Below are 15,033 nucleotides of genomic sequence, written 5' to 3'. Positions count from 1 at the left end.
ATTAATCACCACTACCTGCTAAAGACATATAAATTTCTGACTCAATGTAGCCACTAAGCTTGATGGATTCTAACCAATGTTGAGCTGAGATCCATTCAAGCTGTTCCCCATGTGCCCCGTATATTTTCAGAGCGTTTTCAACAGCATACGTAAAGTACTCCATAGGGATCTCAAGTTTTGAATGGACTCCATGTTCGCTGCGAAGATCTTGAAATTGTTGATAAATTAAAGCAGCATCATCTTCCAAGCGGTACCCTTTCTCATATCCTTTAGGGAAAAAATGTCTAGTGAAGCTCCAGTCACTGTTTTCGGGATATGCAGATATTTCAGACGAATCGTAGCATCGAAGAACAGATTTGATATCGTCCAAGGAAGTAATACCGAAGAAACGATGTTCGTGTGTCATAAAGCGTCCAATGATTTGAGACTTACGTTGTCCTAGAAAGAATGTTCTTCTCGTGAGCAACTCTTCTTGACCGACACAAATCACTGTCATGCTGATTTTCGCACGATCCAGTTGATTGTATATGTCCATTAACCAAATAAAATGTGATTCTGTTAGACGATGTGCCTCATCCATAATTAAGATAACCCTTCTTAATCTAGACAATTCCGCTCTTTCTTTTAGCAAATTGACAATTTGATTCCGCATTTCTTCAGCTTTTCTTCTAGCTATAAACGGAAATTCAAAGTCATGGAGAAGATCTGCATAAAATCTCCCTTCGTTAGGAAACTTGTATGAGTTGCTGTTGGCTATAAAGATTGGTATGGGTGCATTCATAAAATGTGGCAGATTCTCCAAAGCAAATTTTAATGCAGTCGTCTTTCCTAGACGTGGACGACCATAGACAATCATTCCTGGTAATCGGTTCAATACAATCTTTTTGAGGTTATCCATTAAACGGAGTACCTCTTTGGTCGGGAGTAAATAATGCCCTACTTCAATAGGATGTGTTCCAACAGGTATCAAGTGATTTTCCAATGTCATCTTCTCCTTTTTTAATACATCTTTGTTTTAAATTGTTTTAATAGGCGCTCATAGTTATCCATATCATTTAGCTTTTCCCTATTCATTTGTTCTTCTCGAACTTTGTCTAATAATTCATGTTGTGCTTTTGCTTCTTCTAATGCTTTTGTTTGTTCTTCCGCTTCATCTGAAAGCTTGTGTTTGCTAACCTCTTTCACCTGAGTAACTCTATTCGTTGTTGATTTCTTGGAATTTTCTTTACTCAATAAATAGTCAGTGTACACGAAGATAGGGTCGTCCCAAGTCGTGTAATGAATCAGCTTCCGCTGAACTAATGAATTGATCGCACGTCTCGTTTGCAAGGAATGTGGAGTGAGTGACCACCTCCCGCTAGCTGTTAAATAACCGAATTCGCTGCCGTCAGGGAGATATGCTTTTATGAGACGCAGATCGTCAACATTCACATGTACAATTAGCTCTTGCTTTATTAGATGGGCAGAGTTCGCAAGTTTTTCACTCCGGTATTCTACACCTTCATATTGAATGTAGGGTTTTCTCCCAGTCACTAGAGAGCCTCTTACAGTTCGATTAATTTGGGTTTGCATAAACAACATCTCCGATCGTTTCTCTTCTTCCAGGCGCCTTGGTAATAAGCCTCTAAGTTGTATCCTTTTTTCAAGAAGTTCAAGGGGCGTTTGATGATAAATCCCTCCATGTGGTGTGCCATTGTAATTTGAAATCATTACATCAACGAGTTGCAATAAATGTTCATATGTGATGTTAAAACGAAGAGCGGTCTCTTCAGGATTGTTTCTTCTAGGGTCATCCGGACCACTCCCCGTTGTATTTGGTAACCGATGGAACAGGCTTCCTGCTAAGGTTTTAAAATATCTCTCAATCACTCCTCTTCTCATTGGAAGTGCTACGGGACCAAAGTTTGGTGTGCATCCAATTAAATTTGTGAGTCGATCTTGCACCATTTTAGCGTAATGAGATTTCGCATTATCTAGACACATTACATCCCACACTGCCCACTCCAACTCAGGAAACTTTTCTGATGGAAACCCACCTGGGGGATGATAACTCAGGCCTGGGATTGTCAATTCTAGCCGTTTATGTGGCATAATTGCATTACGAGCACAGTGCATTACGTCACTTCCACCATACTCTCTATTCAGTGAAACAGAATATCCTAAAATGCTGCGATTACTCACATCAATGATGGTAAGAATCCAGAAACGTTCAAGCGTCAAGGTCATAGGATCTCCATCTGGTGTATCGATATCTACAGTAAAAAAACCGTCAATTCGATGGGCGTCAAACTGAACTTTCTGATACGGGAATAAGTTTGAGAGTTGGTTTTGGTCTTCCTCCCCCACTCGGTTTGCTCTATGAAATGCATCTTTACCGTATCGCGCTGCAGCCTTTCTAAAATTTTGCTCAGCTATTTGTTTAATGTAACGTTGTAGAGCCTTATACCCCATCCATTTTGTATTTAAAGGGTATTCAGAGAGAGTTATTCCCTTTTCACGGCACTGATCCACAAAGCGCTTGTGGATATGCTTCACCTTCATAACCGGCTCTAGGGAACGATTTTTTCTGCCTAAATATAAATCTTCTACCATGTCTTTAATATCCGGATGCAATTCCAAAAAACGGTTGAATTCCCCGGTTTTTTGATCCTTATTTCTTTTTTGACCTAATAAATCCAACTCATATTTTTTTACATTTTTCTGAGGAATCAATCCACGGAAACCTAAAACAACGCCATCTAGATCATATTGAATACATCTTTGAACTAATCTTCTCAAGTTTCGAGGCGAGACTCCGGTCGTATGTTGAATACTATCTAAACTGTCCCTCCGGAAATACATTAAGACCGCATTTTTACGTTGTACAAACAATGTATGGGCAGTTTCATTGAGTACATTCTCATCTACTGAGGGCCAAAGTTCAGGATTAGCTTGGTCGGGTTCTAATCCGTCCTGCTCATAAATTCGCGATCTGCTCATTGTCTCCAAACCTCCATTTCAAATCCGATAAGTTGATCTTCCATGTTCGCTTTGATATCCCCCTCATAAAGGAGCCATTTTAGGCATAAAAGTACAGCTTCAACAGAAAGATTAGATAGTTCTCGCACAACTTCTTTAATCTTTATCCCTTCACCTGGAATAACACAAAGCACTTCCTTTAAGAAAATAGGCTTCTTACTATTGACTACTGCCATACATAAGGATGTTCTGTTTTCTATTGAGTGACGACCTCTTCTTATATCCTCTTCTGTACGAACAACGTAATGTTTATTATTCATTCGGCACCATTCTCGCTGTGCTTCGATTTGCCGTTGAGTTCTCGCATGTTTTGGATGTTTAGATGTCAGTTCCATCTTATATTTGACTTCCACAAAAATTTCCGCCCCATCCTCTTTTAAGATCCACATATCAAAGATAGAAGTACGAAGTCGGCCATTTAAAACGTAAGAAATTTCCAATGGTTGCTCACAATATGTGATAACTTCAGGGTCCGCATCAACCAGAAGCCAATGATCGTATTCCAGATCACTATATAGTTCAACGATCCGCTTATCGACTTTATTTCCACGCGGGGTCCAATAGTTATTTCCATATTTTTTACTTCGAAGTACCTTGATGGGCTGGTACTTCATGTATTCGTTTCTACTCATCACAAGTTACCCCTTTAGATTTGTTTTCCTGTATAAACAAAAATTCAAGTTTTTATACTCATCTATGTATAATATTTGCCTTTCTATGAACATACTAAGAAGTAATAGAATGATAGAAAGGATGAATTCGATATGTCAGAAGAAGAATTTTATAAGTGGTTAGGTGAGCGACTGCGGGATCTTCGCAAGTTAAAGAAGCAAACGCAAGAAGAGTTATGTCAGAATTATCATCTTGCTCGTTCTTCCCTTGCCAATATTGAGAGGGGAAGGCACGTGATCAGTGCGTATAACTTATATCTCTTATTACAAGTTTTAGATGCCCCTCTCGAATCACTATTGAAAAATCATCTTCAAAACAGTAATTCAACACACAAAATTTCATCTTGAACGTATTAAACTCATGTTTTTTGGGCACACATCCAGAAAAGAGATCAAGGATGGTGTCCATATATATGAAAGTACAAGAATCCCGAGATTTAGCCATGCTATCAGAGCTCATTGACGAGTTACCTTTAGCCGTAAAATGTTTCATTGAACATAAGCTAGACCATGATCGGTCTCCTTCTTCATTGTTAGAGTACACCAGAGATTTTCGTCTTTTTTTTAGCTGGATTGGACCCAATCTATGGCCCTATGTTACTGCGGAGAATGAACTTACGCTAGATATGTTCAACGATATAACCCGTGAACATGTGCAACAATTTTCGGATTATTTAACGCAGACAAGAAACTTGCAATATAGTTCCTTGGTTCGCAAGATCCATTCAATACGTTCGTTATTCGCCTACCTACATATGAGATTTGAGTTTAACGAAACTCCTATTTTGAAGCGTAATGTCTTCGCTACATTCACCTTGGAGAGGCCTAAAAGTCATATGGAGGTCGCACGTCATTTACAGAACAAGGTACTACGCGTCCATGAAATCCCTGAATTTGTTAAATTTGTACAGGAAGGCGTAATAGAGCAAAACAATATACAAGCTCAATGGTTCCATAATCAAAATCGCGCACGTGATGTCAGTATCGTCACCTTGCTCTTAGAGTCTGGAATCATGGTCAGTGATATTGTCAATTTGGATTTGGCCGATATTAGCCTTCAGGACGGCTACGTTATCGTGACAAGGCAGCAAGCTAGCGTACGAACGACACACCAAGTTTTGTTTGGCGATAATGCCAAAACCTATCTGTACGATTACTTGAAAATTAGAACTGGCACCTATGCTCCTCAAACAGGTGAGCGAGCGTTGTTCCTGGCAAAGCCTAACGGGGAAACACAAGGTAAACGAATTTCAAAGCGTACGATTCAAGCTATGGTTAAGAAGTACGCTTTGAAATTCGGTGCCTCAGAAGTTACTGCACGCCAGCTCACCCATTCATTTGGAGTTCAATACACAGCAACGAATACTGTCCGTAATATGAAACAACAATTGGCTCAACGTAATATGGATTCACTAGAGAAGTATCTTATCCTGTCGAGTCTTATCGATTAAATTCACTACCTATTACCTACGTCTTGTTCTCTTTGAACAAGGTTTTTTTTATATTTTAGTTAATTTGTTTTGTAATGTTCTTCTTAAGCTGCTTTAGTTGATTCAATCGGTCATGGTAATCATCCACTTCTTGAATGCTTCTCTTTTCTAAACTCACCCAAGTAGCGACACTTATCTCTTGATATTTTAATGAGATGATCAGAATTGCTTCGTAATAGTCTTTGATATGAATGATAGGAATCTTCCATTCTCCTTGATCTCTAGCCACGTCAAACCACTTCTTTTTGATCACTTCCCGATTGGTATACATTCTTCCGTTAAACAAAATTCCTTCTGCCGTTACCGTTGCGATTTCAATACCTGCTTTGAGTTTTTCATTCATCCTCTCCACCTCCCCTATTATTTATGTCCATTCAAATTGATATATAAACTTATCATTTTTTAAAAATAATCTATATACATTAATGTATTGAAGGTTTCGCATTGTTTAGACTAAATTAGAGGTGTGGCAATGAACGAACCTGTACTAAAATTAGTGGGACAACGTGTCCGTGAATTACGGAAGAAACAAGGATATTCGCAGGAGGAATTAGGCGAAATGGCCGGCTTCCACTTCTCCTATATTGGGGGCGTTGAGCGTGCAGAGAAAAACATAACCTTGTTGAACCTTCAAAAGATTGCTGATGCACTCCAAGTTAATGTACACGAACTTTTTCATTACAGTAAGTATGTTAAAGCAGGGATTAATGACAAAGAGAAGTTAGTGAACGAGATCAATGAGAAGCTTTGGCCAATGAAGGCTTCTGATCTAAAAAAGGTTAACCTCCTCTTATCTGAACTTTTCGATAACTAGACCAAAAAAGCCGATGTCTTTGGACGTCGGCTTTTTATTGCAAATTCAATTTAAACTTCCCATCCCTGTTGGCTTCGTAAATTCATCCAGGAATACCGGTTAGATTGTTGAATCATTCCTTCCATCATATTACGTTCACTTGTTAATGTCATGAGAATGTACTTCGTCCTTACATCCAGTATTTTTACGTTTTTTCGGACCTGAGTCATAGAAAAGTAGCCTTTGGCTGCGAATAGCTTTACTTGGTCTATATCAATCTTTCCACAGCGCTGGAGTAGTTCTGATCCTCCCCATTGAAATGCAGAATTAGTATTGACGCACGGATCCGGAATAACCACACTTATCTTTCCTGCAGACAGAGGGATAGTGGATTGGCTGTTATTTAGCATCTCCTTTAGAGCAGTAACACGTAAAGCAGTCCACTGATCAAACAGCCTAGAGTAGATCCATTTTTGTTGCTTCCATTTATCTAATAAGCCGTAAATGTCATAGTTGGCCATATCATTTTTGTAGCCACTGAGTACCTCTTCATTTTGTCCTTGAGCGATCCTTTTGGGAGTAAATCGCAAGTATGGCTTGCTAGCTAAACGGCATTCCTGAAGTGAGTTCTGTTCCAACTCATTTAACCTATTCCATTTAATTCGGATAACCTTAGGAAGCACACCATGACTATCTAGTAGCTCATAAAACTGATAGTTTTCCGTAATGTACTGCTTAGTTGCAACGAATTTGCCGACGACATTTTGCGCTGTCCACTCAAATCGTTGAAATCCAAGAGAAGCCTGATATTCACTGATTAGTTGTCTTAGAATTTTTACTCTAGATCTAGAGCAACACATCTCCTCGTAGTGGGGTGATTGAACAAAATGAATTATATTATCTATGCTCACTAGTTCGTACTCCTTTTTTTTAAGATAGTGAGTGGTATTGACGGTTCAAATAAAATTTATTCATCATGAGGATACAGAAAAAACAAAGAAGCTGCCAAACGGCAGCTTCTAAGATTAAACCTTTACATTTAGGAATGGGCTAGACACCATTGCTTAGACTTGTTAGTTGCTCTAAGCGTCTAAATGATGTTAAGTCAAGAATGATCTACTTAAGATAAAAAAATAAAGCAAATTGTCAATTCATGAGCTTGATTCAGGAACATTTTTTAAAGTTGAAAACAACTTTAATTGAGCATTTTTCTGAATCAACAATCCAAAGGAATTCTCATTCTGCAGTAGTAATGGAGTAATATCAATTAACTTTTTTTAATAAGATAGATTTCTGCCTCATTACTAGTAGGTTCTAAAGCGTCACCGTTTGGATGTAGCAGGTTCTAGACTCATTCCCTTGTTTTGCTTTGGCTGCCCACACTTGTACCTGAGATTTATTTTGTATATCTAAACGTGTCGCTACTTCACGTATACTCATACGTTCTTAGTTGACCGGCCGGACTACCTCCAATTTCAATTCCAAGGAATACCGCAGGAATGTTTTTCCTTTTTAGCCATGAAAAAATCCCCTTCGTTTACATGATTAAGTTCATCTTAACAGATGTCTTTCTATTCATGTCTACTAAAAGGGGATAATACCATTTAAGCGCTGGTTTTTCCTTGAAAGTCGTTTATTTAACTTTGAGGAATGACGGTATACCATATTTCGCCTTTCGCTGGTAAACAACGGTTACTTCTCGATCAGGACCACCATCTGCCGAGGGAGCCATGATTTTCACTTTTGATTGGTCACCAACTTGCTTTTGTTTATTGCATTCTTTATTCGTTTCACTCATTTTAACTTCCCCTCTCCGAGTGATAATTTAAGGTGCCATCGTGGCAACTAGTATTTCACCATGCAAGTTGTCCCATACGCTTCAAAAAAATCAGTTTTCTTACATAAGACCCTACTTTTTTTGGAACATTTTATGCTGATTATTTTGTTCACTCACAATAAGCATGTAGTTTTTTTGTGTTGTTTAGTCACTATCATCATGTAAAAGAAATTGTTGATTACCTAGCAGCAACATTTTTAATTTGATGAAATTTGATCATATATCTTTTACCCATTAAATATTCTAAAGTAACTTTATTTCTATGAAAAGAACTATCAATTTCCTCACTGTTGTGTATTAGAAACAGTTTATTAAGAATATTTACCATTTCAAAAAATTGAGAAATTTTACCTTTTCTTTTCCTTTCTGATATTTGGGTTTTATTATCTACACATTCTTCAAAATTACTTACTAAATGCTCTTGTAAAAAATCTCCACCATGAATAAATGAGCACGCTATCTTGTATTCGTTTATTATCCTATTGTATTCTATTTCGTTTAGTTCTAATTGATTTTGTTCCTTTAAATCTTTAAACGATTGTTTAGTAATATGCGTAATATTTAGTTGGTCTTTTAATATCATTCTCATATAATTTTCAATTATAGATCGCTGATTAAGATAATAATATCTCGTTTCTAATTTCAGATCATTCACTATTAAAGATAAAAAATCTGAAACTATAACTTGAATTGAATAAGTTTTCGGGTAAGCTTTTAGTATAAATTTAAAAAAAATGACTTGTTTTGATATAAACCTATAAAACTCGATTGTCTTTTGATCCATAGAAATATAATTAAAGTTGCCATTATAATTTTCCACATAAGAAATCAAGTTATCAATTTCTTCTTTACAGAGTTCAGTCCCTATATACCTCATATTTTATAACCATCCATCAAAAGTATTCTTTTTATTAGGCTGGGTAATTCTAGAGTCGATATACTTATACAGTTTTCGTTTACAGTTAAGATATTCATTTTCTGATAATTCATCAATAACCCTGACTGTTCGAGCAACAATTAAAGTTCTTGATGCTATGACATATTCTTTGAATTCTGTTTCAATAATATACTTGAGAAAATCAATTATATCTTCATTTTTACGGAATAACTCCGTTGAAAGTATCAATCTGGATATTATCCCTATAACTTTATATCTCGCAGGATTGGAATTTTTAAGTTCATTTTTATAAATAATCAGTTCGTTCATAAAACCTCCTCCCTCAACAATTATTGTATAGCTTCAATTTTCGCTATCATTTCAACCGTTATAGCAGCAATATCCTCTAAAGATGATTTATATCTTGTCGGCAAGGTACCACTATTACCGTATTGTATATGATTTACTACATGACTTACTGAGTCAAAAATATCTAAAGTATTTACAGATTTTTTTGATTCAAAATCATCCTTAATTTTTCTCTGTTTAGAATTAATTTTTTTGTTCATCATAGTATATATAATGCCTAGACACTTTAAGGGTATCATTTCGTCTTCGATTAAACTACTTACAGCTTTCTGTAATGAATCTATGCCAATTATCGAGTATCTATCAATTCTGTTTGGAATTAAATAAAAATCAGAGGCTAATAATGCACTATCTGTATATATTGTTAACGTAGGTGGACAATCAATTAAAATATAGTCGTATTCCTCTCTAAGCTTGTTTATGGTAATAAAGTTCCTAAGCCTCTTGAATAAACTGTGATCACTACTCTTATTTGCTAAGACTAGATTTAAGTCACCGCATACTAGATCTAAATTTTCTTTTACATTTATTATTATTTCTTCAGCTTTAGGCAAAATAACTCTATGGGTCACATCTAATTGTGGCTTGAACAATTGGAAAATAGTTTTATTTTCTTTCAGTATCTGACTGTAAAAACTCGGTATCTCTTCAATTTCAGATTCCTCTAGTTCATCCTCAGCCTCTTCTAAAGGTAGTGAAATTTCAACTTGCATATCATCTATGATTTCTACATCATGCGAATTAGACTTGGGGGCAATTTTCTTTTCAATATATGTATCTAATAATGAATGAGTAGCGTTAAACTGAGGATCTATGTCAATCATAAGTACTTTCTTATCAGCATATCTAGCAAGATAATCAGCAATACCAATGCTTAGTGTTGTTTTTCCAACCCCTCCTTTCATATTTATGAACGAAATAACCTTCCCTTGTCTAATCAAAGTTTACCCCTCCTAGTAGTTTTCCTAACTGTTTAATTTGATTGCATGTTAAGCTTCTACTTAGTAGTCCTTAGCTTGTTAAAGTATACATTGTATATCGTATTAATTGAAGTTACTTTTAAGATCAGCTTTCAAATCACTTGTAATCACCATTTACATGTGTAGTTCCTCTGATTGATAATACCCATCTTCTTGTCTTCTCCCAAAAACCAATTCATGACAGGAGGACGCAAACGGAAGTAACTCGCTGCACAGCATGTCAGAGAACTTTTGATTTTTAAACTTCCATTCAATGCGCTGATGGATTTTCCTGGATTTTATGTAATTCTATTAACAACTTTTTGGGATAGGTTAATTCTCTGATAAACAAGCTTGTGTTTCTAAGAAAAATTTACTGCGTCTAACTTGAGTTATATGTAGTTTGAGTTTTCAAAGATATAACAATGCATTAATAACCATGCTGATCTCGATCCTCTAATGAACAAATTCATAAGCTCTTTTCTGCCCCTACATCCCAATAGTTTTTCTGAGTAGTCATAATTCATCTAACGGGCAACAATCAACGTGATTGATTTTGAATAAACTGCCCGATAGTGTAAATAGCACCAGTTCCGAAAATGAGATCTGCCGCTAACAAAGCTAAGAGAATTGCCGATATAGTAAAATTGCTAAAATAGCCACTTCAACGGAACCATGTTTTTGTCCCTCGACTGACGAACAATTGAAATGCAATTTCTAACTTTCTGCTTGAAAACAAGAATAATTTTTTTATACACCTATTTTTACAGCAATGCTAAGCAGACCTCGTTGGAAAAATGAACAGAGAAGCCTGTGTTAAAAACAGACTTCTCTGTCTATAGTTATACTATCCTAAGATCAACTACAACTATTGAACGATGACCTTCATTTTTTCCGTTCTGCTTACTCCTGCAACATTTCGTAATATGGCTTCATATTCATAAATCCCTGGAGTTCTTCCTGTAATCACTGTTACTGCAGTTTGGCTATCAGGTGTTTGTACTGTTAGAGTTTGTGTGTCCACAAGTGTTCCATTTTCGTACAGTTCATATTCATTTGCATTGGTCCCCCACCACATATTCATCGTCACGTTGTAACTGCCATCTCCATCCCAATTATCGTTAGATAATATCGCTTCATTTGGTAAGGCATCCTTTACCGTGACGGTTAATGGAGCGCTTTGGGTGATCCCTAATGCGTTTATTAATTCTCCAGTATATACGTATGTGCCATCTGGTTTTTCAGTGATTTTAGTCTGTACTGATTGTGAAGAAGGAGTCTGATCCTCTAACGATACTTCGTCAATCAGCTCCCCATTCTCGTACAACTTGAATAAGGTTCCATTATTTCCCCACCAGAGATCCATCGATAACATATAATCACCATCTCTTAATCCTGTGTCAAACCCGTTATCATCTGACAATACGGGTGTTCCCGGAGCACTATTGGGTAGTGGAGTTTCATGAGTCAACCACTTGCTCCATCTTATCAAAACTTCTGCCTGTTCAGATGTAAAGAGCACATCCTTCATTGCATCAATATCGGTACTATACAAGTTTAACTTTTCGCGAGCTTTCTCCCCCTCATGTGCCATCGCTAACCCTTCGGCCTGCTGTAGAATGCTAATAAGCTGCACCGTGAGTTGCTGTGCTTCAGAATCTTCTGAACCAGCAGCAAAGGTACGCGTCAGTCCTCCCAAGCTTTTGAAAGTTGCAGTTACTCCGAAGCTGTGACTCGCACTTTGCTCCCATCCAGCCAGATCAGATACGGTAATCTTAACCTCATTTAATCCGGGCTCCAGTGTATATGCTGCTTTATTCAGTAATTCTCCGTTCATCTGAGCTACACCTGAGCCGGTATCTGTTGCAGTGTAACGAACATCTACTTGTTGATCGATCGTGTAATGCGACTGCCCCTGAACTTCAATGGTGGGTGGCGAAAGATCAATAGGTACAGTAAGTGATTGTACTGACTCCTTGCTTCCATCTTGACCGACACTCCAGTACTCCACGACATGAGTGCCTTCATTGCTTAATGATAGTTGTGTACCAGTCCGAATCTCGCTGTTATTGATTTGGTAGTACGTCACCCCAGCCCCAGTATTATCATTCGTCATTGTAAACGTTACTTGTACAGGTGATGTATACCACCCATTATGCGACTCGCCATTTACTTCTGCCTCGGTAATGGGCTTATTGTGATGTGACGAGGGCTCACCTACTAAAGAGATGCTCGGTTCCGGTGGGGTATCCATCCCTACACCTAGGTAAAAGCCTGTGTGCGGAGGCTGATTATAGGCGACATTCTGCCACGCAACGCCTAAACGATATGTCGGATCATGCATCAATGTGTAGAGACCATATTCAGTGAGGTCAGTCGTTGTATGAATTTGAAGGGAGTTGTTATCCAAAGATGGCAAAATAATCTCTTCTCGCCAGTCACCGAATATATCAGCCTGAAGTGCAGGTGTACCCTTTGTATAATTGTTGGTGCGAACACCTGAGGGCGCATAGATCATCTCAAGCTGTTCCGCTTCCCAATCCCACTTATCAATTTTTGGCAATCCGTAACCTGTGTCAAAGTTAAACTGATGATCAAACAGTTCTCTCAGAAGATCCCCATCCCACCAGACTGCAAAATTAATAGACTGTGGGCTTTTTTCAGAGATCACTTCACCCTGTACTGAATACAATGAAGAAAGACCGTCAGTTCCATCCCAACTTTTAGAGGCCCACATTTCCGCACCAGGATATCGCGGGTCGACATCTGCAGCGATCCCGCGTCCTGTATCTCCCCCCGTCTTGACTCCCCATACCGATTCTCCTGTTTCAGCATCATGCACACCAAAACCACGAGGCGAATCCGCAGGCTCATATACTTTAAAAATTTCCAAGCCAGGCCTGAGGGGATCGAAATCAGAAACATGTAACGCATCGCCATGTCCCCATCCTGTGGAGTACAGTCCAGTACCATCATGATCAATGGTTGCTGCACCGTAAGCAATTTCGTCGAATCCATCGCCATCTACATCTGCAACTCCCAAACTATGATTACCTTGTCCTTCGTAACTACTGTTACCGGGGTCTTTACTGTCAAACACCCAACGCTGAACCAGCTTCCCTTCTTTAAAATCATAGGCAGCCAGAACCGATCTTGTATAATAGCCTCTTGTAAATACCATACTCGGATGCACTCCGTCCAGATAAGCTACACCTGCAAGGAATCGATCTACACGATTCCCATAGCTATCTCCCCAGTCGCTTACCGTGCCTCTTGGTGGAGTATAATCTACCGTATCTAGTGCTTGACCCGTCTCGCCATTAAAGATAGTTAGATACTCAGGGCCATCCAGGATGTAGCCGGCTGAATTTCGATAATCAGCTTGAGGATCACCGATGACTGCCCCTGTTCCATCAATGGTTCCATCCGCAGTTTTAAATGCCACCTCTGCTTTTCCATCCCCATCAAAGTCATAGACAAGGAACTGTGTATAGTGTGCTCCGGAACGGATATTGCGACCGGCATCAATTCTCCACAATTTCGTACCGTCCAGCTTGTAAGCATCAAAATATACATTAGTTGTATATCCGGAACTAGAACTATCACGTGCAACGGCTTCCCATTTTAAAACAATTTCATACTCTCCATCACCGTCTAGATCACCAACGCTGGCGTCATTGGCTTGGTATGAATGTACTTCACCATTCGGAAGAACACCATCTTCTGGTTTATCCAGAGGAATTGAAAGGTATTGTTCTCCCCAGACACTGACTTCTTCAGTCCCAGCAGGGCCGACCCCATTGCGAATATAAAGTTTGTATTTGGCGTCTGCCGTACCTGACGAATCCAAATAGTTGGTGGAGGTACGGATAGGTTCAACGTTTACTTTTTCGCCATCGCGATACAGATCAAACTCTACCTCGTCTGGATCGGTTCCCATCATACGCCATCCCAAGTACACTCCGTCCTCTGTCTTAATAGCGATCAGTCCGCGATCCAGATATTCCATCTGGCGAACGTAATTGAACGTGTTCATTACTTCTAACGTGCATGACACGGGCGAGAGTCCACCGCCATTAACCGCCCTTACTTGATAATATAATTTCTGGTGTGTCGAGACCGTATCATCAATATAAGATGTTTCCTCAGTAATACCAATACGTTCAAACCGCTTATCAACAAAACGAGATCGATAGACATAATATAGATTCGCCTCTTCTGCTGGCTGCCATTCTAATTTAACAGAAGATGAAGTAGTCTCCGTGCTTTTCAGCCCCGCCGCTGCGGGTGGTTTTGTAATCTGATCGTCCTGAACCTGAACGCTTAATGTGTTGCTACGACCTGTCTCGAACTCATTCATCACCGCTGATATTTGATATTCATATTTATATCCGTAGTCAATATTTTCATCGACATATGCGGCGTCCTTTACTTCGGCAATACGGGTAAAAGCTTTCTGCGACTCACTCTTGCGATACACATAATAACCTGTTGCCTTATTTACATTCTCCCATTTCATATGAACAGAAGCTTTTGGAATCACATCTATTTTGGACAATGTCAAAATTGGCGTATCCGGCATGGGTACAACATGAATGGCATTTGTCCGGCTATACTGAGCTGAACCAAATGAGATATTCAGTTGACCATCTTCCACCTTAACTACACCAACATGCTCAGCAAACTTGCCAGCTTCGGTTCTTCCACTTATTACAGTTCCATCTTCAAGGGTGAAATTTGTACTGTCACTGTTGTCCTCAGAGCCTGAGATTACAGTAACAAGGTAGTTGTTGTTAGGCACATCGAGGATGAACATTCGGTTAGCCATCAGTAGAAAGTCACGCCTTAAATCGTCAGGTCCACCCTGATCACGACTTCCAGTGCTGGAATCTAAACCATAACCAAGCTCTGAGTTGTAAAGTGTATTGTTGTGTACTTGTTTATAACCCTGGGCAACTGGACTGGTTGGTGTACCAAGGTCGAATAACCATTCCGTGTCTGAACGATCAGAAGAGGTTC

Annotated in this window: 13 protein-coding genes; 3 read left to right on the top strand and 10 right to left on the bottom strand. The window is 38.7% G+C overall.

Going from position 1 to position 15,033, the window contains the following annotated elements; translation table 11 throughout:
• Nucleotide 1: 1 nt before the first annotated feature.
• The 3 genes from MH144_RS03880 to MH144_RS03870 are packed head-to-tail and all read right to left on the bottom strand — an operon-like array spanning nt 2 to nt 3,650.
• Nucleotides 2–982 (bottom strand): AAA family ATPase, encoded by a 981-nt coding sequence (locus tag MH144_RS03880; protein ID WP_239297746.1) that lies wholly within the window; start codon nt 980–982, stop codon nt 2–4.
• 17 nt (nt 983–999) lie between these two features.
• Nucleotides 1,000–2,979 (bottom strand): hypothetical protein, encoded by a 1,980-nt coding sequence (locus tag MH144_RS03875; RefSeq protein WP_239297745.1) that lies wholly within the window; start codon nt 2,977–2,979, stop codon nt 1,000–1,002.
• Nucleotides 2,976–3,650, bottom strand: a complete 675-nt coding sequence (locus tag MH144_RS03870) for a TnsA endonuclease N-terminal domain-containing protein (RefSeq protein ID WP_239297744.1) — start codon at nt 3,648–3,650, stop codon at nt 2,976–2,978. Before MH144_RS03870 ends, MH144_RS03875 begins: the two co-directional genes overlap by 4 nt.
• 132 nt (nt 3,651–3,782) lie before the next feature.
• Here MH144_RS03870 and MH144_RS03865 point away from each other — a divergent pair, with 132 nt between their 5' ends.
• Nucleotides 3,783–4,037, top strand: a complete 255-nt coding sequence (locus MH144_RS03865; protein ID WP_193722430.1) for a helix-turn-helix domain-containing protein — start codon at nt 3,783–3,785, stop codon at nt 4,035–4,037.
• 65 nt (nt 4,038–4,102) lie between these two features.
• Nucleotides 4,103–5,140 (top strand): tyrosine-type recombinase/integrase, encoded by a 1,038-nt coding sequence (locus MH144_RS03860; protein WP_239297743.1) that lies wholly within the window; start codon nt 4,103–4,105, stop codon nt 5,138–5,140.
• 55 nt (nt 5,141–5,195) lie between these two features.
• On the opposite strand, the gene MH144_RS03855 is transcribed toward MH144_RS03860, so the two are convergent.
• Nucleotides 5,196–5,522: a hypothetical protein gene (locus tag MH144_RS03855; RefSeq protein WP_239297742.1), complete on the bottom strand. Its 327-nt coding sequence runs from the start codon at nt 5,520–5,522 to the stop codon at nt 5,196–5,198.
• Nucleotides 5,523–5,651: 129 nt separating this feature from the next.
• Here MH144_RS03855 and MH144_RS03850 point away from each other — a divergent pair, with 129 nt between their 5' ends.
• Nucleotides 5,652–5,993 (top strand): helix-turn-helix domain-containing protein, encoded by a 342-nt coding sequence (locus MH144_RS03850; RefSeq protein WP_239297741.1) that lies wholly within the window; start codon nt 5,652–5,654, stop codon nt 5,991–5,993.
• Nucleotides 5,994–6,043: 50 nt separating this feature from the next.
• Here the strand turns inward: MH144_RS03850 and MH144_RS03845 are convergent, their stop codons facing one another.
• The 6 genes from MH144_RS03845 to MH144_RS30715 form a co-directional block, all read right to left on the bottom strand.
• A complete protein-coding gene (locus MH144_RS03845) occupies nt 6,044–6,883 on the bottom strand; it encodes a hypothetical protein (protein WP_239297740.1) in 840 nt (279 codons plus the stop codon).
• Between the two features lie 722 nt (nt 6,884–7,605).
• Nucleotides 7,606–7,770, bottom strand: coding sequence for a hypothetical protein (locus MH144_RS03840; protein WP_193722434.1), 165 nt, complete (start codon nt 7,768–7,770; stop codon nt 7,606–7,608).
• Between the two features lie 217 nt (nt 7,771–7,987).
• Nucleotides 7,988–8,629 (bottom strand): hypothetical protein, encoded by a 642-nt coding sequence (locus MH144_RS03835; protein WP_239297739.1) that lies wholly within the window; start codon nt 8,627–8,629, stop codon nt 7,988–7,990.
• Nucleotides 8,630–8,689: 60 nt separating this feature from the next.
• The gene (locus MH144_RS03830) at nt 8,690–9,016 is read right to left on the bottom strand and encodes a hypothetical protein (RefSeq protein ID WP_193722436.1); all 327 of its coding nucleotides are present in this window, start codon (nt 9,014–9,016) and stop codon (nt 8,690–8,692) included.
• 20 nt (nt 9,017–9,036) lie between these two features.
• Nucleotides 9,037–9,996 carry a ParA family protein gene (locus MH144_RS03825; RefSeq protein ID WP_193722437.1) on the bottom strand — a complete coding sequence of 320 codons (960 nt, stop codon included), beginning with the start codon at nt 9,994–9,996 and terminating at the stop codon, nt 9,037–9,039.
• An 886-nt stretch (nt 9,997–10,882) separates the two neighbouring features.
• Nucleotides 10,883–14,050: a rhamnogalacturonan lyase family protein gene (locus MH144_RS30715; protein WP_481857339.1), complete on the bottom strand. Its 3,168-nt coding sequence runs from the start codon at nt 14,048–14,050 to the stop codon at nt 10,883–10,885.
• Nucleotides 14,051–15,033 lie beyond the last annotated feature (983 nt).

It is taken from the genome of Paenibacillus sp. ACRRY, assembly GCF_022346995.1.
Lineage (GTDB): Bacteria > Bacillota > Bacilli > Paenibacillales > Paenibacillaceae > Paenibacillus.
This window is presented reverse-complemented; position numbering and strand designations above follow the sequence as displayed.

What these genes read in the sequence shown, in the direction of transcription:
- MH144_RS03830 (WP_193722436.1), bottom strand. Translation starts at nt 9,016, where the DNA reads ATGAACGAACTGATTATTTATAAAAATGAACTTAAAAATTCCAATCCT.
- MH144_RS03875 (WP_239297745.1), bottom strand. Translation starts at nt 2,979, where the DNA reads ATGAGCAGATCGCGAATTTATGAGCAGGACGGATTAGAACCCGACCAA.
- MH144_RS30715 (WP_481857339.1), bottom strand. Translation starts at nt 14,050, where the DNA reads ATGAACACGTTCAATTACGTTCGCCAGATGGAATATCTGGATCGCGGA.
- MH144_RS03840 (WP_193722434.1), bottom strand. Translation starts at nt 7,770, where the DNA reads ATGAGTGAAACGAATAAAGAATGCAATAAACAAAAGCAAGTTGGTGAC.
- MH144_RS03860 (WP_239297743.1), top strand. Translation starts at nt 4,103, where the DNA reads ATGAAAGTACAAGAATCCCGAGATTTAGCCATGCTATCAGAGCTCATT.
- MH144_RS03855 (WP_239297742.1), bottom strand. Translation starts at nt 5,522, where the DNA reads ATGAATGAAAAACTCAAAGCAGGTATTGAAATCGCAACGGTAACGGCA.
- MH144_RS03865 (WP_193722430.1), top strand. Translation starts at nt 3,783, where the DNA reads ATGTCAGAAGAAGAATTTTATAAGTGGTTAGGTGAGCGACTGCGGGAT.
- MH144_RS03850 (WP_239297741.1), top strand. Translation starts at nt 5,652, where the DNA reads ATGAACGAACCTGTACTAAAATTAGTGGGACAACGTGTCCGTGAATTA.
- MH144_RS03870 (WP_239297744.1), bottom strand. Translation starts at nt 3,650, where the DNA reads ATGAGTAGAAACGAATACATGAAGTACCAGCCCATCAAGGTACTTCGA.